The organism is Meiothermus luteus, from assembly GCF_003574085.1.
In the GTDB taxonomy this organism is placed as follows: domain Bacteria; phylum Deinococcota; class Deinococci; order Deinococcales; family Thermaceae; genus Meiothermus; species Meiothermus luteus.
This window is the reverse complement of record NZ_QWKZ01000010.1, coordinates 1-18,628: the sequence shown is the minus strand read 5'-3', so window position 1 is coordinate 18,628 and position 18,628 is coordinate 1. Positions and strand designations below refer to the sequence as shown.

General features: G+C 65.1%; 19 protein-coding genes and 2 pseudogenes. 9 read left to right on the top strand and 12 right to left on the bottom strand.

Annotated features, from left to right (window positions below; genetic code table 11):
• Nucleotides 1-231: 231 nt before the first annotated feature.
• A complete protein-coding gene (gene mnmA / locus Mlute_RS02665) occupies nt 232-1,329 on the top strand; it encodes a tRNA 2-thiouridine(34) synthase MnmA (RefSeq protein WP_119359206.1) in 1,098 nt (365 codons plus the stop codon).
• Nucleotides 1,330-1,380: 51 nt separating this feature from the next.
• On the opposite strand, the gene Mlute_RS15945 is transcribed toward mnmA, so the two are convergent.
• On the bottom strand, nt 1,381-1,680 hold the full coding sequence (locus Mlute_RS15945) for a molybdopterin dinucleotide binding domain-containing protein (RefSeq protein WP_245958829.1): 300 nt from the start codon (nt 1,678-1,680) through the stop codon (nt 1,381-1,383).
• A gap of 181 nt (nt 1,681-1,861) precedes the next feature.
• Between Mlute_RS15945 and Mlute_RS16595 the strand changes: the two genes are divergently transcribed.
• A complete protein-coding gene (locus Mlute_RS16595; RefSeq protein WP_407942636.1) occupies nt 1,862-2,146 on the top strand; it encodes a hypothetical protein in 285 nt (94 codons plus the stop codon).
• Here Mlute_RS16595 and Mlute_RS15940 read toward each other — a convergent pair.
• The 7 genes and pseudogenes from Mlute_RS15940 to Mlute_RS02635 form a co-directional block, all read right to left on the bottom strand.
• A pseudogene (locus Mlute_RS15940) lies at nt 2,141-2,236 on the bottom strand (hypothetical protein); the annotation flags it as partial. The gene Mlute_RS16595 and the pseudogene Mlute_RS15940 overlap by 6 nt on opposite strands.
• Nucleotides 2,233-2,670, bottom strand: coding sequence for a hypothetical protein (locus Mlute_RS16590; RefSeq protein ID WP_407942635.1), 438 nt, complete (start codon nt 2,668-2,670; stop codon nt 2,233-2,235). The gene Mlute_RS16590 and the pseudogene Mlute_RS15940, both read right to left, overlap by 4 nt.
• A gap of 41 nt (nt 2,671-2,711) precedes the next feature.
• Nucleotides 2,712-2,992: pseudogene (locus tag Mlute_RS16680) on the bottom strand (hypothetical protein); the annotation flags it as partial.
• Between the two features lie 167 nt (nt 2,993-3,159).
• Nucleotides 3,160-4,227, bottom strand: coding sequence for a GGDEF domain-containing protein (locus Mlute_RS02650; RefSeq protein WP_119359205.1), 1,068 nt, complete (start codon nt 4,225-4,227; stop codon nt 3,160-3,162).
• A 117-nt stretch (nt 4,228-4,344) separates the two neighbouring features.
• A complete protein-coding gene (locus Mlute_RS02645) occupies nt 4,345-5,115 on the bottom strand; it encodes a succinate dehydrogenase/fumarate reductase iron-sulfur subunit (protein WP_119359204.1) in 771 nt (256 codons plus the stop codon).
• A gap of 2 nt (nt 5,116-5,117) precedes the next feature.
• Complete coding sequence (locus tag Mlute_RS02640; protein WP_119359203.1) at nt 5,118-6,947, bottom strand: fumarate reductase/succinate dehydrogenase flavoprotein subunit; 1,830 nt, start codon at nt 6,945-6,947, stop codon at nt 5,118-5,120.
• An 11-nt stretch (nt 6,948-6,958) separates the two neighbouring features.
• Nucleotides 6,959-7,711 carry a succinate dehydrogenase gene (locus Mlute_RS02635; protein ID WP_119359202.1) on the bottom strand — a complete coding sequence of 251 codons (753 nt, stop codon included), beginning with the start codon at nt 7,709-7,711 and terminating at the stop codon, nt 6,959-6,961.
• A gap of 240 nt (nt 7,712-7,951) precedes the next feature.
• Here Mlute_RS02635 and speD point away from each other — a divergent pair, with 240 nt between their 5' ends.
• Nucleotides 7,952-8,392: an adenosylmethionine decarboxylase gene (gene speD / locus Mlute_RS02630; RefSeq protein ID WP_245958825.1), complete on the top strand. Its 441-nt coding sequence runs from the start codon at nt 7,952-7,954 to the stop codon at nt 8,390-8,392.
• A gap of 9 nt (nt 8,393-8,401) precedes the next feature.
• On the opposite strand, the gene Mlute_RS02625 is transcribed toward speD, so the two are convergent.
• Nucleotides 8,402-9,214, bottom strand: a complete 813-nt coding sequence (locus tag Mlute_RS02625) for an IclR family transcriptional regulator (protein ID WP_119359200.1) — start codon at nt 9,212-9,214, stop codon at nt 8,402-8,404.
• Nucleotides 9,215-9,336: 122 nt separating this feature from the next.
• Between Mlute_RS02625 and aceB the strand changes: the two genes are divergently transcribed.
• The 5 genes from aceB to Mlute_RS02600 all read left to right on the top strand — a co-directional run bounded on the left by aceB (nt 9,337) and on the right by Mlute_RS02600 (nt 14,652).
• Nucleotides 9,337-10,914 carry a malate synthase A gene (aceB, locus tag Mlute_RS02620; protein WP_182482456.1) on the top strand — a complete coding sequence of 526 codons (1,578 nt, stop codon included), beginning with the start codon at nt 9,337-9,339 and terminating at the stop codon, nt 10,912-10,914.
• A gap of 151 nt (nt 10,915-11,065) precedes the next feature.
• Nucleotides 11,066-12,619, top strand: a complete 1,554-nt coding sequence (locus Mlute_RS02615; RefSeq protein WP_119359199.1) for a Wzz/FepE/Etk N-terminal domain-containing protein — start codon at nt 11,066-11,068, stop codon at nt 12,617-12,619.
• A gap of 81 nt (nt 12,620-12,700) precedes the next feature.
• Nucleotides 12,701-13,480, top strand: coding sequence for a PaaX family transcriptional regulator (locus tag Mlute_RS02610; RefSeq protein WP_119359198.1), 780 nt, complete (start codon nt 12,701-12,703; stop codon nt 13,478-13,480).
• Between the two features lie 10 nt (nt 13,481-13,490).
• Nucleotides 13,491-14,039 (top strand): peptide-methionine (S)-S-oxide reductase MsrA, encoded by a 549-nt coding sequence (msrA, locus tag Mlute_RS02605; RefSeq protein WP_119359197.1) that lies wholly within the window; start codon nt 13,491-13,493, stop codon nt 14,037-14,039.
• Nucleotides 14,040-14,049: 10 nt separating this feature from the next.
• A complete protein-coding gene (locus Mlute_RS02600) occupies nt 14,050-14,652 on the top strand; it encodes a ribonuclease H1 domain-containing protein (protein WP_245958824.1) in 603 nt (200 codons plus the stop codon).
• Between the two features lie 2 nt (nt 14,653-14,654).
• On the opposite strand, the gene Mlute_RS02595 is transcribed toward Mlute_RS02600, so the two are convergent.
• The 3 genes from Mlute_RS02595 to Mlute_RS02585 form a co-directional block, all read right to left on the bottom strand.
• Entirely contained in the window at nt 14,655-14,882 is a 228-nt protein-coding gene (locus Mlute_RS02595; RefSeq protein WP_119359196.1) for a hypothetical protein, read from the bottom strand.
• Between the two features lie 3 nt (nt 14,883-14,885).
• On the bottom strand, nt 14,886-16,880 hold the full coding sequence (locus Mlute_RS02590; protein WP_119359221.1) for a GGDEF domain-containing phosphodiesterase: 1,995 nt from the start codon (nt 16,878-16,880) through the stop codon (nt 14,886-14,888).
• Nucleotides 16,881-16,962: 82 nt separating this feature from the next.
• Nucleotides 16,963-17,856, bottom strand: coding sequence for a diacylglycerol/lipid kinase family protein (locus Mlute_RS02585; RefSeq protein ID WP_119359195.1), 894 nt, complete (start codon nt 17,854-17,856; stop codon nt 16,963-16,965).
• Between the two features lie 70 nt (nt 17,857-17,926).
• Here Mlute_RS02585 and Mlute_RS02580 point away from each other — a divergent pair.
• Nucleotides 17,927-18,628: GNAT family N-acetyltransferase (locus Mlute_RS02580; RefSeq protein WP_147371023.1), on the top strand; the 702-nt coding region annotated here is incomplete at its 3' end.

Below are 18,628 nucleotides of genomic sequence, written 5' to 3'. Positions count from 1 at the left end.
CAGCTTGGGCCAGGACAAAAAAATACGCCCGCTTGGGCGCTTGGCCTTTGGTCTTTTACCGGTGTGCATCTTCGCTCCTTTCCGACCTCACGGGATCGGCTTAAAGGTTGGGGCCTAAGCCCGCCCGCTATGCTAAGCCCTGGAGGTGGGGCCGGTCAACCACGGAATGCGCGCAGGCTAAAAGGTGTTGGGTTAGACTGGGTCTGGGGAGCTTTAGGGCTTTATGGGGTTATGGGTAAGCGTGTGCTGGCGGCTATGAGCGGAGGGGTGGACTCCTCCGTGAGCGCGGCCCTGCTCAAGGAGCAGGGCTACGAGGTCATTGGGGCCATGATGCGCTTTTGGCCCGACAACAAGCAAGAGGACTGCTTTGAAACCTGTTGCTCGCCCGATGCGGCCTACGAGGCCCGGCGGGTGGCGGACATCCTGGGCATTCCTTTTTACTTGCTTGACTACCGCGAGGAGTTTCAGGAGAAAATCATCGGCCCCTTCATCGCAGGGTACCGAGCAGGCCAGACCCCCAACCCTTGCGTGAACTGCAACACCCGGGTCAAGTTTGACTCGCTCCTCAGGAAGGCCCGCATGCTGGGCTGCGACTACGTGGCCACCGGGCACTACGTGATTAACCGGGAGGGTGGGCTTTACCGGGGTGACCCCAGAAAGGACCAGACCTACTTCCTGTGGGGCACGCCCAAGGAGGCCATCCCCCACATGCTCTTCCCGGTGGGCCATCTGGAAAAGCCCCAGGTGCGGGCCTTGGCCGAGCGGTTTGGTCTGCCCACGGCCAAAAAACCCGAGAGCCAGAACATCTGCTTTGTCCAGGGCGACCTCAGGGAGTTCCTGGCCCGGCACATTGAGACCAGACCGGGGCCCCTTATAGACCTGGAGACTGGGGCGCAGATTGGCGAGCACAGCGGGGCCCAGCTCTACACGGTGGGCCAGCGGAAGGGGCTAGGCCTTTGGAAGAGCCACCTCGAGCGCTACGTGGTGCGAATAGACGTGGCCCGCAACGAGGTGGTGGTGGGCCCCCGGGAGGCCTGCATGTGGGGAGGGTTGGAGGCCCAGGAGGTCAACCTGCTCTTGGAGCCGGAGGAGCTGCCCGAACGGCTGGAGGTGCAGGTGCGCTACCGCACCCGGCCGGTGCCGGCTCGAGTGGAGGAGATAACCCCAGGCCGGTTCTCGCTCCGGTTTGAGGAGCCCCAGTTCGCCGTTGCGCCCGGGCAGTCGGCGGTGCTCTACCATGGAGAGCGGCTGCTGGGTGGAGGGGTTATTGTCCGGCCCCTGTACAACCTTTGGGAGGCTTCAGGCCGCCCGCCGCGGCACCTCGGCTAGCGAAGGCTGGCCCCGCCCCCTCGAGCGAGGGGGCGGGGCCTTTGGGGAGGGCTAGTCAAACTTGTTCTGCTGCAGGAGGCTCGCCGTCTGCTGCACGGAGGGGATGGTCCCTGCCACCTTGTGGATCGCTACCCGGGTGCCCTTGTACCAGGGGATGGTGGTTTTGGGGTCGGTGTAGCCGGAGACCAGGGAGTTGGAGGTGCCCCGCCAGTGGTACATGACCAGGAAGAGCATCCCCGGCTTCACGGCGTCCGTGACGTAGACCAGGAAGGTGCCGTTCCCCTCCTCGTTGTAGACCTCCGCCAGGTCCCCGGACTGGAGGCCCAGGCGCCTGGCGTCCTCGGGGCTCACCTCCACGTAGGGCAGGGGCAGGGCCGTGGCCACCTCCTGCGGGTAGCCTTCCCAGTCGTCGGTGCCGTACCACTTGAACTTGCCGTCCTCGGTGCCGAACTTGTAGGTGTAGCGGCGGGCGCACCGTGCCCACCAGCTGGCCGGTCCTGGGGTCGCGGCGCACGGGGGTCTGGATGCCCTTTTGACCGAGCTGCTTGAGGAAGGCGTAGGTCACGCCCTTGTAGTTCTCCGCCTCCAGCTTGGCCTTGTCCTCCTCGCTCACCCGGTTGTCGGCGAACTCCTCGGTCCCCGCCAGGAAGACGTCCTCGTCCGTCCGCCAGTTCTTGCCGAACTCAAACTTGGCCGCCTCCTGGGCCTTGCCCTCGGGCCGGTAGAGCTCGGCGATGCGCAGGCCCACCCACTTGAAGATCTCCCAGTCGGGCTTGGCCTCCCTAGGCGGGTCCATGAACTTCTCGTAGAGCCTTAGGAGGCGGCTATTGCAGTTGATGGAGGTTTCGTTGGCCTCGCCCCAGGCGGCGGGGAGGATGAGGTGGGCATCCCGGGCGGTTTCCGTCATGTAGATGTCCTGGACCACCAGGAAGAGGGCGTCGGGGTTGTTGTAGAGAAAGGCCAGGGTCTTCTGAACACTTTCCTGGATGGTGCTGGGCTCCCCGCCCTCGCCCAGGGCCCTGGTGAGCTTTTCCGTGCGCTCGTGGATGCCCTTGCGGAAGACCTGGTTGCTGGGGGTGGAGAGGTAGGGGTCGGTAGCGATGACCCAGTAGGGCTCCATACGGTGAGGGCGTTGGTGCCGCCGCGGATGGAGTAGTCGCCCCGGTTGATGGGGCTTTCCTTGGCGGGCGCGATGGCCACGTGGTACTGGCGGCCGTCCTTGCCCACGGTGATGGCGTGCATGGTCTCCGTGTAGCTCAGGCCGGCGAGGGCCGGTTGGGGGCTCGAGAGGTCTACCCCAAAGGCGTTCTGGTTGAGCCTAGGCCCGCCCTGCTCGCCCACCGGCCAGACGTAGACCTTGTATCTGATTGAGGTGGTGCGGGCCGGCCCCCCCGCAACCGGTAAGGCGGCGTCCTCACCCCCTGCACCCAGCGAAACCCCCGATTCCCCCCGGCCAGGGTTTGGGCAAGGTGGGGTAGGGAGGGGAAGTCGGCGCGTAGGGTGACCTTAGCCGCGAGGTAGCCTTTTGATGCTTTTGCCCCTTGGGGAGCTTGAGGCCTTGGGCTTTGAGGGCCTTTAGGGCGTCGTCTACCCAGACGTAGGTGGCAACCAGGAGGGTTTCTGCGTCAAGATAGTAAATGGGGTGCTGGCGGTGTGCTTCCATAGTACCCCTCTTTTTTCATACCCAAGGGCTTTAGATCAAGTAGCACACGAAGGTATCTAGGGTTGGTATAAAAGGCCTCATCCAGCCCTCTGTGGGGCGTCAGGATACTGTCGTGGATGGGGTGAACGCGTCTAGAAAGGTTTGGCCGTCTGGGCTGAGGTTGCCCGCTAAGGCGCGATGGCCACACGGTTGCCCCCGGCTTGCTTGGAGGCGTACATGGCGGCGTCGGCCCGGGCAATCAGGCTCTTTGGGTCGTCCTCCGGGAAGGCTGCGGCCACACCGAAGCTGGCCGAAACAGGGGGGAGGTGGTCGTGCTGGGCCAAAAGGGGCTGTAGGCGTGTGCAGAGGCCCTCCGCCTCCGTCAAGGAGGTGTTGGGCAGCACCAGCATGAATTCCTCCCCGCCCCAGCGTCCCAGCCGGTCGGTGGGCCGGAGGTGCTGCTGCAGAACCTGGGTGGCATGGAGCAGCACCCGGTCCCCCATCTCGTGGCCGTAGCGGTCGTTGATTTGCTTGAAGCGGTCTAGGTCAAGCAGCACCAAGCAGAGGGGCTCTGCGGTCTTCTGGTGGTGGGCTAGGGCCTCTTCTAGGCTTTTTAGGATGGAGCGGCGGTTGGCTACCCCGGTCAGGGGGTCGGTGTGGGCCAGGTGGTGTAGGTGGGCCGCCTCGAGCTGCACCCGCAGGGCGTGCTCCTTAGAGCGCACCAGAAGCCGGAAGAGCACCAGGTAGCATAGCTGGGAGACGTAAAGCTGCACCAGGCTGTTGGCGTCCAGGTGTTGGCCCCGCAGCGCCTGGGGGGTAAGCGCGAACAGTCCGACCACCAGGAAGGCCGAGAAGATGCCCACCGAAACCCACCAGGCCTGCTTGGGCTCAAAAACGAAGTAGGCCATTACAAACACGATGGCCAGCCAGACTGAGGAGTTCCAAAGCCCCTCCTTGCCGATGGAGAGCAGGTTGTAGTAGACGTTGAGCACCATCAGCAGGGCGGTTCCCCAGAAAATCCCCTGCTCTACCGCCCGGAAACCCACCCGCCGGGGGGCCAGAAGGCCCAGCCAGCAAAGGCCCAGCCACAGGGCGATGGCGGGCAGGGAGTACTTCTCGTAGAGGGTGTTTTGCTGGCTTAGGTCAAGCTGCGACCAGGCGAAGAGGGCTGCCCAGGCGGCCACCGGCAGCATAAAGAAGTACACCCGGGCCCGCATGGGGACGGTGGTGTCTTCCTGGAGGGTGTTTTGGGCCACGGCCTTTCATATTCTCCACACCTTTCTCTAAAAGTTCAACGCCGGGCCACCTGGCCTCCCCTCGCTGGATACAAAAACCCCCTCGAGCCGGCTCGAGGGGTCCAAGGCTGGGCCAGGCTAGTCGTCGGCGGCTGTGCCGGCCGCTTCCGGACGCTTTTTGCTGGCGAAAAGCCGGCGGAAGAAGCTCATCACCGGGTCATAGTACTCATCCACCACCCGCTCCTTCAGGGGGATGATGGCGTTGTCGGTGATGCGAATGTGCTCTGGGCAGACCTCGGTGCAGCACTTGGTAATGTTGCAGTAGCCGATGCCCCCCTCGTTCTTGAGCATCTCCAGGCGGTTTTCTACGTCCAGGGGATGCATCTCGAGGCTCGCGGTGCGCACCAAAAAGCGCGGCCCGATGAAGCCGGTCTTTTCGTTGTGCTCACGCAGCACGTGGCAGACGTTCTGGCACAAGAAGCACTCTATGCACTTCCTGAACTCCTGCACCCGGTCCACGTCCTCCTGGTACATGATCCAGTTGGTGTTGGGGGCCGGGGTGAAGGGCTTGATCTTCTTGTTGACCTCGTAGTTCCACTTCACGTCGGTGACCAGGTCGCGAATCACCGGGAAGGTCTTCATGGGGCGGACGGTAACCGGCTTGCTGGTGTCAATGGTGTCCAGCCGGGTCATGCACATCAAGGTGGGCTTGCCGTTGACCTCGGCCCCGCAGGAACCGCACTTGCCGGCCTTACAGTTCCAGCGGCAGGCCAGATCGGGGGCCTGCTCGGCCTGGATTTTGTGAATTACATCCAGCACCACCATGCCCTCTTGCACTTCAACGGTGTAGTCTTTCAGCTCACCGCCGGCTTGGTCGCCCCGGAAAACTCTAAAGGTCACACTAGGCATCTTCAGGCTCCTACGATTTCGCTCAGCTCCTTCAGGTCTTTGGCCTCAGCAATCTTGCGCAGCTCCTCGGGCATCTCGGGCAGCGGCTCGGCCACCACGCTCAGGCTGCCATCGGGGTTGCGCTTGATGACGTGGTTGATTTTGGCGAAGTGGGGGTCGGGGTCGGGGTAGTCCAGGCGGGCGTGGCCCCCCCGGCTCTCCTTGCGGGCCAGCGCGGCCAGCACCACCGCTTCCGAGACCTCCACCATCAGCCGGATGTCCAGCGCGGTGTGCCAGCCGGGGTTGTAGGCCCGGCTCCCGGAGACCGAGGTGTTCCAGGCCCGCTTCTTAAGGTCAGCGAGGATGTCAAGCTGGGCCTTAAGCTCCCCCTCTTCGCGCATGATGCCCGCGTTTTTCTGCATGGAGGCCCGAAGCTCCTTCATAAGGGCAAAGGGGTTCTCGCCCTGGGGGTTGTTGAAGGGTTGGAGGGCCTCGGCGATGTAGGCCCGCACCTGAGCCTCGTCTACCTGGAACGAGCCGGTCTGCTGCGCGGCGTACTCAGCGGCGGCCATCCCGGCCCGGCGGCCAAAGACCACCAGGTCGGAAAGCGAGTTGCCCCCTAGGCGGTTGGCCCCGTGGAGCCCGCCGGCTACCTCCCCCGCGGCGTACAGCCCCGGCACGTTGGTGGCCTGGGTGTCGGGGTCCACCCGTACCCCGCCCATCACATAGTGGCAGGTGGGGCCTACTTCCATGGGCTCCTTGGTGATGTCCAGGTTGCCCAGCTTCATGAACTGGTGGTACATGCTGGGCAGCTTCTTTTTGATGTAATCGGCTGGCCGCCGGCTGGCGATGTCCAAGAAGACCCCGCCGTGGGGGCTGCCCCGGCCTTCGTTGACCTCCTTGCGGATGGCCCGGGCCACCACGTCCCGGGTTAGCAGCTCTGGGGGCCGCCTGGCGCTCCGGTCCCCCTGGAGCCAGCGCTCGGCCTCCTCTTCGGTCTCGGCGAACTCCCCCTTGTAGCGCTCGGGGATGTTGTCAAACATGAAGCGCCGTCCCAGGCTGTTCTTGAGCACGCCCCCCTCGCCCCGCACCCCTTCGGTGACCAGGATGCCCATCACGCTGGGCGGCCAGACCATGCCGGTGGGGTGGAACTGGATGAACTCCATGTCAATCAGATCGGCCCCCACCATGCTGGCCAGGGAGAAGCCGTCCCCGGTGCACTCCCAGGAGTTGGAGGTGATCTGGTAGATGCGGCCTAGGCCTCCGGTGGCCAGCACCACCGCTTTGGCCCGGAAGACCAGGAACTCGCCGGTCTGGCGGTTGAAGCCCAGGGCCCCCACCACCCGGCCGGCGTCGGTCAGGAGGCGGTAGATGGTGGTCTCCATGTGGGCGTGAACGCCCAGCTTGACCGCGTGGTCCTGCAGGGTGCGGATGAGCTCGAGGCCGGTGCGGTCGCCCACGTGGGCCAGCCGCGGGTAGGAGTGGCCGCCGAAGTTACGCTGGTTGATTTTGCCGTCTGGGGTGCGGTCAAAGACCGCCCCCCAGCGCTCGAGCTCCCGCACCCGCTCCGGGGCCTCCTTGGTGTAGTTCATCACCATCTTCCAGTTGTTGAGCATGCCGCCACCCTTGAGGGTGTCCCGGAAGTGGACCTTCCAGTTGTCCTCTGGGCGCACGTTGCCGAGGGCAGCGGCCATACCCCCCTCGGCCATTACGGTATGGGCTTTGCCCAGGAGGCTCTTGGTGACCACGCCCACCTTGGCGCCCATCTCCATGGCCGCGATGGCTGCCCGTAGACCGGCCCCTCCCGCGCCGATGACCAGCACGTCGTAGTCGTGAATGGTGTAGGACTCCATATCTGGCTCCTTCAGAAAAGCCGGATGTCGGTGATGGTGCCCATGGAGCAGAGGCGGATGTAGACGTCGGTGAACCAAACCGAAAGCATGCTGATGACCGCCCAGAACCCATGGCCCTCGTTGATGCGGGTGATGCGCTGCCAGAGGGTGTAGCGGGTCTTGTGCTTGGAAAAGCAGTTGAGGCAGCCCCCCGCCAGGTGCCGCCAGGCGTGGCAGGAGAAGGTGTAGTAGGAGAGAAGGATAACGTTCCCCAGCATGATCAGGCTGCCTACCCCCACGCCGAAGCCGTCCTCAAAGAAGAAGGCCCGGATGGCGTCGTACCAAAGGAAGGCCACCACCGGCACCGAGAGATACCAGAAGTAGCGGTGCAGGTTGTTGAGCACGAAGGGGAAGGCCCGCTCCCCCTTGTACGCCTTGCGCAGCTCGGGCACTGCGCAGGCCGGGGGGTCCCAGAAGAAGGCCCGGTAGTAGGCTTTCCGGTAGTAGTAGCAGGTGGCCCGGAAGCCCAGGGGAATCCAGAGCACCAGGAAAGCTGGAGAGATCGGCAACCACTCCAGGTCCTTGGCGTGGACCCCGGGTAGAGGTATGGAGTAGAAGGGGGATAGGTAGGGTCCGTACTCAAAGTGCTGTCGGTTCCAGGCCACCCAGAGGGCGTAGACCCCAAACAAGCCCAGGCTCAGCACGGTGAACAGGGGCTCAATCCACCAGTTGTCCTGCCGCTCCGTCTGCCGATTCTCTGTACCCGTTACAGGTTTCGCGCTCATCCCTCTAACTATACCCGTTCTGGGGGAGGGTGGGAAACTAAAGGGGCCTACAAAGCGTCGGATGGTGTAATTATTCCGAAGTCCTCCGGCCTGGATGGGCTTTGTCTCGGTAGGAAAAGCCTTCAGCGCCAAGATTGACACCCACCCCCCCTACCCCATAATGGGGGGCTGTCAAGAGGCCCGGGTGGCCGTCTGACAAGAGCCGCGGGGAACCCCGCCGGCTTTTGGGAGGTTACGAGGTTGGAACTGTTTGGTTTTGGCCCGCACCTGATGATTGACGGCTACCACGCCAACGCAGCAAAGCTGGCCGACCCCGAACTGGTCCGGGAGGTCTTGGACCGGCTGCCCGAGGAGATGGAGATGACCAAGGTGCTGCCCCCGGTGGTGCAGCGCTACCCGGCCGCCTTGGGGCAGGCTGAGGGAATCACGGGGGTGGTCATCATCGCGGAGAGCCACATTGCCATCCACACCTTCCCGGCCCAGCGCTTTATCAGCGTGGATATTTTCTCCTGTAAGGAATTTGATCTGGGCAAGGCGCTGGGGTACGTGGTGGAGCGCTTTGAGATCGGCCGCTATGAAACCTACCTCATCAACCGGGGTAAGGAGTACCCCAAGGACGTGGAGCTGGCCCGCCGGATTGTGGCCGGGGAGCGGGAGTACCTGCAGGCACGGGTGGGTTAGCCGCAGGGCCTAGCCGGGGGTGAGGTGGGGCGACCAGCCCAGCCGGATGGAGACCGCGTCGGCAGCCTGACGGATGCGGGCCCCCAGCGCGGGCAGCCGTTCGTCGGGCACGCGGGTGGTAGGGGCCGAGAGGGACATGGAGGCCACCACCTTCCCTCGGTTGTCGTGGATAGGGGCGGCAATGCAGCGCACCCCATCTTCCCGCTCCTCGTCGTCCAGTACGTACCGCCTCTGCCGGGCCTCTTTTAGCGTTTCTAGGAAGCCTTCTAGGGTGGTGATGGTCTTGGCCGTGTAGGGCTTAAAGGGGCCAGCCCCCACGATTCGGCGCACCTCGGCCTCGGAGTGCTCCATAAGCAAGGCCTTGCCGACCCCGGTGCAGTAGATGGGGGCCCGGGCCCCGATGCGGGTGAACATGCGGATGAGCTGCCGGCCCTCCACCTGGGCGATATAGATCACCTCGTTGCCGTCTAGAACAGCCAGGTTCACGGTTTCGTTCAGCTCGTCTACCAGCTTTTCCATCTCCGGCATGGCGGCCTCAATCAGCCCTCCCCGGGTTAGGAAGGCCGACCCCACCTGGTAGGCCCGCAGGCCCACCTTCCACAGCCCTTTGCCCTCGTCCCAGTCCACAAAACCCCTCCGGCGTAGGGTCTCTAGGAGCCGGTAGGTGGTGCTGGGGGAGAGCTCGGTCCTTCGGGCCAGCTCGGAGAGGGATAGGGTTTCGGCTTCAGAGAGCACCTCCAGGAGGTGTAGACCGCGCTCGAGCGTCCTCACCTCCCCCACCTCGGTCTTGCGGCTGCGCCCAGGGCGGCGTTTGGCTTCCATACTTCAGCAGGCTAAGCCAGGGGCCGATATTTTTCAATAGATGCAAAACAGCGTCATCTATTGACAAATGCCGTGGGCGGGCGCTAGGCTTGGACGGCGAAGGTGGGGAAAAGGAGAGGCTTATGAGCGAGATGCCCCGTGGTGTGGAGATACTAGGCCCTAGGCTGCCCGCCTCTGAGTCGGTGCTGACCCCAGAAGCGCTGGCCTTTCTGGCGGGCTTACAGCGGGAGTTTGGCGCGCTGAGGAAAGGCTTGCTTCAGCGCCGCGCGGAGGTGGCTCGGCGCATAGCGGCTGGGGAAAAACCGGGCTTTTTGGAGCATACCCGGTTTATCCGGGAGGGGGAATGGAGGGTGGCGCCTGCGCCCCCTGACCTCAACGACCGCAGGGTGGAGATCACCGGGCCCACCGAGCGCAAGATGATGATCAACGCCCTCAACTCGGGGGCCAAGGTTTTCATGGCCGACTGCGAGGATGCCCTCTCGCCCACCTGGGAAAACGTGGTACAGGGCCAGCAGAACCTGATGGACGCGGTGCGCCGCACGATTAGCCTGAGCACCCCGGAAAAGGAGTACCGGCTTGCGGAGAAGACCGCTACCCTGGTGGTGCGCCCCAGGGGCTGGCACCTTTTGGAGCGGCACCTTCTGGTGGACGGGGAGCCCATTTCGGCCAGCCTCTTTGACTTTGGCCTGTACTTCTTCCACAACGCCCACGAGCTCCTGAGGCGGGGCAGCGGACCCTATTTTTACCTGCCCAAGCTGGAGAATCACCTGGAGGCCCGCCTTTGGAACGAGGTCTTCAACTTCGCCCAAGACTACCTAGGTATCCCACGGGGCACCATCCGGGCCACAGTGCTCATAGAGACCATCCTGGCCGCCTTTGAGATGGAGGAAATCCTCTATGAGCTGCGTGAGCACGCCGCTGGCCTCAACGCGGGCCGCTGGGACTACATCTTTAGCTGCATCAAGAAGTTCGCCACCCACGAGGTGCTCTTTCCCGACCGGGCCCAGGTGACCATGACCGTACCCTTCATGCGGGCCTACACCGAGCTTTTGGTCCGTACCTGCCACAAGCGGGGGGCCCACGCCATCGGGGGAATGTCGGCGTTCATCCCCAGCCGCAAAGACCCCGAGGTGAACGCCCGGGCCATTGAGCAGGTCACCAAGGACAAGGAGCGGGAGGCGGGGGATGGGTTTGACGGTACCTGGGTGGCCCACCCCGACCTGGTGCCGGTGGCGATGGCGGTGTTTGACCGGGTGCTAGGGGAAAAGCCGCACCAAAAAGACCGCCTGCGGGAGGATGTGGACGGGAAGGTGCGGCCCCAGGACCTGCTCAATTTTGAGGTGCCGGGTGGCAGGATCACCGAGGCTGGGGTGCGCAACAACATCAGCGTAGGGCTGCAGTACATCGCGGCCTGGCTTGGGGGGAGCGGGGCGGTGGCCATCTTTAACCTGATGGAGGACGCGGCTACCGCCGAAATCTCTCGCTCCCAGCTCTGGCAGTGGTTGCGCAAGGGGGCGAAGCTGGACGACGGGCGGCCTTTTACCCCAGAACTCTACCGGCAGCTCAAGCAGGAGGAGATGGCCAAGCTGGGGGGGTTGAAGAACCTGGAAGCAGCGGCCGAGCTTTTGGATGAGCTGGTCCTACAACCCGAGTTCAAGGAGTTCCTCACCCTGCCCGCCTACGAGCGCCTGCAGCCCTAAGCCTGGCGCAACGCCCAGCGTTAATCCCAAGTAACCCCCACAGCCGCCCCTGGGCCTATAGCCTCTGGGGCGGATTTGCTGCGTGAAGCCCGGGGTAATGCCCATTTTTACGATGGGGTTGGGGTTTTTTTCGTAGTACAATCCGGTCCAAATGAGGGAGCTTCCGGGCCTGATTAGGGTGGACTTCAACGAGCTTGCCAAGCAGCTTTGGCGGTATGGCTGGCTTCTGCTTTTGCTCTGCGCGGGGGTTACGCTGGCGGTCTACTTTTTCTCCCGCTTGCAGACCCCGGTCTACCAGGCTACTGCCCGGCTTCTGGCGGCCCAGCCCACCGCCTTCTCCAGCGGGCTCAACAGCCTGCCCGTCGCCAGCCCTTTGGACAGCCAGGCCTACCGCGAGGCGGCCTTGAGCAGCCAGGTGCTCAAGGAAACCCTCGGCGGCTCCCAGGGCCGGGAGACCCTCGAGCAGTTCCGCCGCCGGCTGCGGGTGCGCACCGTGGAGGGGCGGCAGTCTAGTATCGTCATTCTGAGCGTGCGGGACAACGATCCGGCTCGAGCCGCCCGGCTGGCCAACGAGTGGGCCGACGCCCTGCGCCGTTGGGACGACCAGCGGGTGCGGGGCAGCTTTAGCCGGTACCGGGTCTCGCTCGAGGCCCAGCTCCGCACCGTGCAGGCCGACCTGGAGCGGAGCGCCAACTCCCCTGAGCGTCGGGAGGGGCTGCGCAGCCTGCAGGGGAGCCTTTTGCGCGACTTGGACCTGGTGCGGGCCCTGGAGCAGGGGGCCACCGGCCAGCTCAGCCTGCTTGACCTGGCCGAGGTGCCCCTTCGGCCGGTGGCGCCCCGTCCGCTGCTCAACGCCCTGTTGGCGGGAATGCTCACTTTGGCCCTGGGGGTTTTGCTCTTTGTTTTGCGGGAGGCCCTGGTGCGCACGGTGCGCAGCAGCGAGGAGGCTATGGGGCTCACCGGACTGCAGGTGTTGGGGGAGTTTCCCCGGCTATTGGGCCCCGGCCGCGAGCTGCCTAAAGAGGCGGCCAGCTACCTGCGCACCTACGTCAACCGCGGGCTGATGAGCGAGGATGACCCCAAGATCGTGGCGGTGACCAGCCCAGAGGCCAAGGACGGCAAGAGCAGCGTGGCCATTGCCCTGGCCCGGGCCTACGCCCGCACCGGAAAGCGCACCCTGCTCATTGATCTAGACCTGCACCGCCCCGTTTTGCATGAGGAGTTTGGCGTAAAAAGCGGGCCAGACGTCGTCTCGGTGTTGCGGGATCCGCTCTTCGGCGTTGCCGCCCACCAGGTGGAGCGGGGGCTCTCCCTGCTGCCCTGTTTGCAGAGCGTGGACGACCCCTCAGGGCTGCTTTCTCAACAGCTCCGCCCCTTCCTGCGCCGCTTGCGTGAGGCGGGGGAGTGGGACACCATCGTCATAGATACCCCTCCGGTGCTGGCGGTGACCGATACCCTGGTGGTGGCCCCCCAGGTCTCGGGGGTGCTGGTGGTGGTCAGCGTAGGGATCACCAGCCGGCGCGGCCTGAGGGTGGCAGTGGACAACCTAACCCGGATTGGCGCCCAGGTGCTGGGCCTGGTGGTCAACCAGCTACGGCCAGGCGAGGGGGTTTTGGTGACCTCCAAGGGGTACTTTGGCCGGTACGAAGCCCCTTTGCGCCGCCCAAACAGCCAGGAACAGGACCCCTTACACACCCAATGGTGATGCCCTTTTCCCTTCGGTTGTTGGGTGGGTTTTGGGCTACCTGCCTGGCGGGGTAGGGCCCTTGGGGTTAGACTGGGCCCGATGCGGGCGCGGTCGTACCTGTTCACCCTCTACATGGAGTACCTCTACCCGGAAAACCGGGCTTGGGTGGGTGACCTGATTCGCTGGATGCAGCTGCTGAGGTTTAGCGAGCCCGCCGTGCGGGCCGCGGTCTCTCGCAGCGTGAAGCGGGGTTGGATAATTCCGGAGAAGGAGGGCCGGCGCGCCTACTATCGGCTCTCTCCTCGGGTGGCCTGGCAGGTGGAGCGGGTGAGGGAGCGGTTGTATGGCTACGGGGCCCCTTGGGATGGCCGCTGGCGCATTCTGGTGTATGCGGTTCCTGAGGCCAAGCGCACGGTGCGCGACCGTTTCCGCAACGAGCTGATTCTTCTGGGCTTCGGTACCCCTGCCCCAGGGGTCTGGGTAAGCCCCAACGCCTCGCTCGAGGCGGCCCGCGACCTGGTGGGCTTCTATGGTCTTCAAAACTACGTGGAACTCTTTCAAGCCGAGCGGTTCTCCGCCACGCCCTCTGCAGAGCTGGTGGAGAAAGCCTTCAACCTCAAGGAGGCCCAGGCCCGCTATCAGGCTTTCCTGGCCCAGCCCGTGTCGCAGCCTAAAACCCCCGAGGAGGCCTTTGCGCGGCTGACCCATATGATTCATCAGGCCCGAAAGAACCTCTTCCTGGACCCTGGCCTGCCCCCCGAGCTCACCCCACCGGGGTTCTTGGGGCAGCAGGCCAAGGAGCGGTTCTTGGAGCTAAGGGGGCGGCTGGTCCAACAGGCCCGGCCGCTTTTCCCATCCCGCTTTGCGGCGGCGGACTGAGGAGGGAGGAATGGCTGGGCTCGAGGTAGCCACTTTGGGGGGCGGGTGTTTTTGGTGCCTGGAAGCGGTGTTTGAGCGGGTGAGGGGGGTGCGCCGGGTGGTCCCGGGATATGCGGGGGGCCACCTGCCCAACCCCACCTACGAGCAGGTCTGCAGCCAGCAGACCGGTCACGCCGAGGTGGTGCAGCTCACTTTTGACCCCGCTGAGGTCAGTTTCCGCCAGATTTTGGAGGTCTTTTTTGCCATCCACGACCCCACCAGCAAGGACCGGCAGGGTGCCGATGTGGGCCCCCAGTACCGCTCCATCATCCTGTACCACTCCCCCACCCAAAAGGAGGAGGCCCAGGAGGTCATGCGGCGGCTCGAGGCGGCCCAGGTTTGGGATAAGCCCCTGGTGACCGAGCTGGTTCCCTTTGAGGCCTTCTACCCGGCCGAGGAGTACCACCAGGGCTACTACCGCCGGAACCCCCACAAGCCTTACTGCGCCTTCGTGATTGCGCCCAAGCTGGCCCGGTTCCTCCAGGAGTTCCCTGAGCTTTCAACCCCTGGGCTAGGGTAGACTCTGCCTGGTGGGCCGGTACTACGTGGTCTGGAAAGGGCGCCAAACCGGGGTGTTTGGTTCTTGGGCGGAGGCGGAGGCCCAGGTCAAGGGCTTCCCCGGGGCCCGGTACAAGGCCTTTGCCAGCCTCGCCGAAGCCCAGCGGGCCCTTTTGAGGGGGCCGGAGGAGCACCCAAGGCCCCGGCCGAGGAGGAGGCCCTCTGGGCCTCCCCCCATCATCCCCAGCCTGGCGGTGGACGCGGCCTGCAGTGGCAACCCCGGGCAGCTGGAGTACCGCGGCGTGGAAACCGCTACGGGCCGGGAGCTTTTTCGCCAGGGCCCCCTTCAGGGGACCAACAACGTGGGGGAGTTCTTGGCCATCGTGGAGGCCCTGAGGCTCTGTAAGGAAAGGGGCTGGGACTGGCCCATCTACACCGACTCCCTAAACGCCATCCGCTGGGTCAAGGGGAAAAGGGCCCGCACCGGCCTGGACCGGACCCCAGCCAACGCCGAGCTTTTTGAGCGCATCGCCGAGGCAGAGGCGTGGCTGCGTGCTAATGCCTACACCAACCCCATCCTCAAGTGGCAGACCGAGCGCTGGGGCGAGAATCCAGCCGATTTTGGGAGGAAGTAGGCCTAGCGGGAGGGCCGGGGAGGGACCAGCCCGAGCAGGCCCCCGAGGAGGAGGGAGGCCAGGCCCGCCGGGAAAGGCTTGCTCAAGGAGGCCGCCAGCAGGGCGACGGTGAGCAGGCCCAGGGCGACCCGGGTACGCCCCTTCCAAAAGGCCCGCCCACATAGGAAAGCCAGCAGGCCCGGCAGAAGCCAAAAGAACAGCCGGAGCAGCAAAAAGGCGCCCTCGGTCATGGCTTAGGAGCCGATGCCCCAGACCAGAAGGGCCCCCAGGTCCTCAGCGGGCACTGGCCAGCCCAGGATGTGGCCCTGGCCGAGATCGGCGCCCAGCTCCTTCATGCGGGTGAGCTGGGACTGCTCCTCCAGCCCCTTGGCCACCGCTTTGGCCCCCACAGCGCGCACCATCTCAATGGCGGCTTTGGCCAGTGGAGCGTTTTCCGAGGTGGATAGGGCCGGGTTGAGCTTAATCCAGTCCAGCGGCAGGCGGCGGAGCTGGGTGAGGGGTAGGGGGTTGGTCCCAAAGTTGTCCAAGGCGATGGCCACCCCGAGGTGCTTTAGGATTTCCAGGCTGCGGCTGGCAGTTTCCAGGTCGCTTAGGATGGCCTCTTCCTTGAATTCCAGGATCAGGGTGTCGGCGGGAAGCCGTTTAGCAGAGAGCATCTCCTGCAGCAGGGTGGGGAAGTTGGGATCGGCCAGGGTTTCCGCGGAGATGTTCACGCTGAACCGGGCGTTTACCCCAGAGGGCTTCCAGAGCGCGGCCTGGTCTAGAACTTTTTCTAGGGTCCAGCGGTCCTGCGCGCTGAGCAAGCCCACCTGCTCGGCCAAGGGAAGGAACTCCCCAGCCTGGTAGAGCCCTTTAGGCTTGGGCCAGCGGGCCAAGGCCTCCACCGCGGCGAGCTCAAGGTCCCCCAGGCTGTAGACCGGCTGGAAGTGCAGGGTCAGGCTGTTTTGGTTTAGGGCCTCCTGGAACTCGCTGGCCCCCGGGGTTAGGAGGCGGATGCCCCCCCCGCTCTCCAGCGCCTTGGCGCAGGCCTGCTCGGCCTGGGTCCAGAGGCCCTCTGGGCTGGTGGCGTCCTGAGGATACATGGCAATCCCGATGCCCACCTTGAGCCCGGCCAAAGCGGCCCTGAGCCGCCCCAAAAGGCGGTGGGCTACCCGGCTGGCCCCCGCGGTAAAGCGCACCTCGGAGAGCAAGAGGGCAAAGCCCTGCTCCCCCAGGTAGGCCAGGGAGTCGCTTTGTCGCAGGGTGTAGGCGATCTCACGGGCAGCCTGCTCGGTCTGGGCCCGGTTCATGCCCTCTATTCGGATGCGCAGCAGGGCCAACGAGCGGCCATGCCGCTGGGCCAGTGAAAGCGCCTGGGCCAGGTTGATTTCAAACTCGCCGCGCCGCACCGCGAGGGTACGGCGCTCAGGGGTTTGGATGTTGAGCTCGTTTCCCAACGGGCGCAGGATGCGCTCAATGACCTGGGCCACGGCTAGGGCCATGGTCTCGTCGCTGGGGTTCCACTTGCGCGGCTGCAGGCTCTCAATCCAAAGAAGCCCCCGCAGACCGCCTTCGCCGTGCAGAACCACTTGCAGCACCGCGCCCAGCCCGCGGCCCAACAGCACCTCCCTCAGCTCGTTCATGCGGGCGTCCTGGCGGGCGTCCTCGGCGGCGATGAGAAGGTTGTGTTCGAGGACCTGGAAGTAGACCGGTTGGCGCTCCGGGGAGAGGGCCTCGAGGGGGGCGGCCTCGGGGTACTGCCCCACGGGTTTCAGGAGGGTCTGGTTGCCCTCCCGCAGCCAGAGGCAGAGGCCCTTGAGCCCCAGCCCGATGAGCATCTCCCCCAGTTTGGGCAGGGCCTCCTCCACGTTTATAAAGCGCTGCCGGGAGAGCTCGAGCAGGGCCCGCTGCCAGGTTTCCTTGGGCATGGGGTTGATGGCGGTCCCCTGCGACTCCACCAAAAGGGCCTGCAGGGCTTCAATTAGGGCCAGCTTGGCCCGCTCGTTCAGGTTGTAGCCCCGTTGGCCGATGTGCAGGCGAGGAGCGGCCCAGACCAGCCGGCTGCTGACCCAAGACTCGCCGGTGAGCAGGTTGAGCAGGAGCTCCTGGGCTTCCTGGGGCTTGAGCACCACCCCCCCCGCCCCTCCCAGCCGGATGGCCATGCCCGAGGGCAGGTCCTGGTGCTCAATCAGGAGGGTGGCCCCTTCAATTGAGAGCGGTGCGAATAGCTTCCAGCTAGCCTCGTTCACCAACGCTGATCCTCTCCCGTAGGGGCGCTGAGCCCTGTGTACTTACTGTACCAAGCCGGCCCGTGGTCGGTGTGGTTATACATCACCCTGCAAAGCCGGCCACCGCCAGGCCCTTTGGCAGCACCCGCACCCGGTATTCGCTGGAAGGAGGGATGAGCTCACCGTCGGTGTGCGCGGGGACGGGGCGGTCAAAGCGAACCAGGAAGGCCTCCCCCTGGAAAAAGCGCAGCCGGGGATGGTGGACGTGCCGGCCTGTGAGCAGGCGGGGCAGGATGCCCACCACCCCCAGCCGGCTGAACCTGCCCGCCACCGCCACCGAGAGCCGCCCGTCGGTGGGCACGGCCTGGGGCACGATGGGGATGCCCCCGCCGTAGGTGGGCGCGTTCATAAGCGCCACCAGCAGGCTCGGACCTTGGTAGACCAGGTGGTCGTCTTGGTAAAGCTCCAGGTGGGGCAGCTCGAGCTCCCGAAGCACCCCGAAGAGGGAGTACAGGTAGCGCGGCATGCCCCGCAGAAAAGTGGGGGCCTCCAAGGCCTTGCGGGCCACCGCGGCGTCAAACCCGATGCCCAGGCTGGCCCCATAGGGTTGCTGGTTGACCAGACCTAGGTCCACCGGTTGCGCCGGGGCGCGCAGTGCGGCCTCCACTGCGCCTTCCAAGCCGAGCCGGTGAAGGCCCACCATCCGGGCAAAGTCGTTGCCGCTGCCGATGGGCACCACCCCCAGGACCTTGTCCGAGCCCACCAGACCCCGCACCACCTCGTGCACGGTGCCGTCGCCGCCCACGGCCACTACCCGGCTTTGGGGTGGGGCCTGCTGGGCTAGCTCGGTGGCGTGGCCGGGGCGTTGGGTTACCGCCACCTCAACCTTTAGGCCACTGGCCTGCTGGTGGATGAGGCGCTCCAGGCGCTCCAGCATCTGGCCGACCCTGCCCCGCCCGGCGGCGGGGTTGACGACAAATAGGACGTAGGGGCTCATTTTGCGTGGCCCGATTCTAACAAAAACAGCCGTAGTACAATACACAAAACGCCATTTGTGGGGGTGTGCGGTGAACCGGCCGGTGGCCCAGCAGCACCTTTCCCAGCTCGCCGAACTCTTGGCCTGGATGGACCAGGCCCCTGAGCGCCGGGCCCTAGCCCCAGAGGCCCGTACCCCAGAAGGGCTCTGGTGGGAGCTTTTGGCGGGGGAGGGGGAGCAGGCCTGGGTTTGGCTCGAGGGAGGCCGGGTGGAAGGCTATGGGGGCCTGGTGCCCTTCTGGGATGGGGCGGCGCTTGAGGGCCCCATTGTCCGAGGGGGAAATGGCCGGGCGCTGCTGGTCCACCTGATCCGCAAGGCCCGCCAGCGGGGCTACCCTACCCTGTACGCCTTTCCCGAGGCCTGCAACCTCAAGCTCCGGGAGCTTCTGGAGGGGATGGGCTTTTCTGCCCAGCACACCACCTACTTCTTCACCATTGCCCGCACCGGCCTTTCCTATCCGGTGCCCCGGGGTTTTCGGATTGAACGGGTGGCGCGCTGCGAACCCGAGGTCTACCGGGAGCTTTACAGCCGGGCTGAGGACGGCTGGAGCCTGCGTTTGCGCTGGACCGACGAGGAGCTCTGCCAGCACTTTTTGGAGGCCGGGGTGGAGCTTTTCCTAGCCTACGACCGAAAGGGGCAGGCGGTGGGCCTAGCCGAGCTCGAGCTGGGGGACGAAGAGGCCGAGGTGGCCTACATCGGGGTGGTGCCTGAGGCCCGGGGTCGGGGCCTGGGG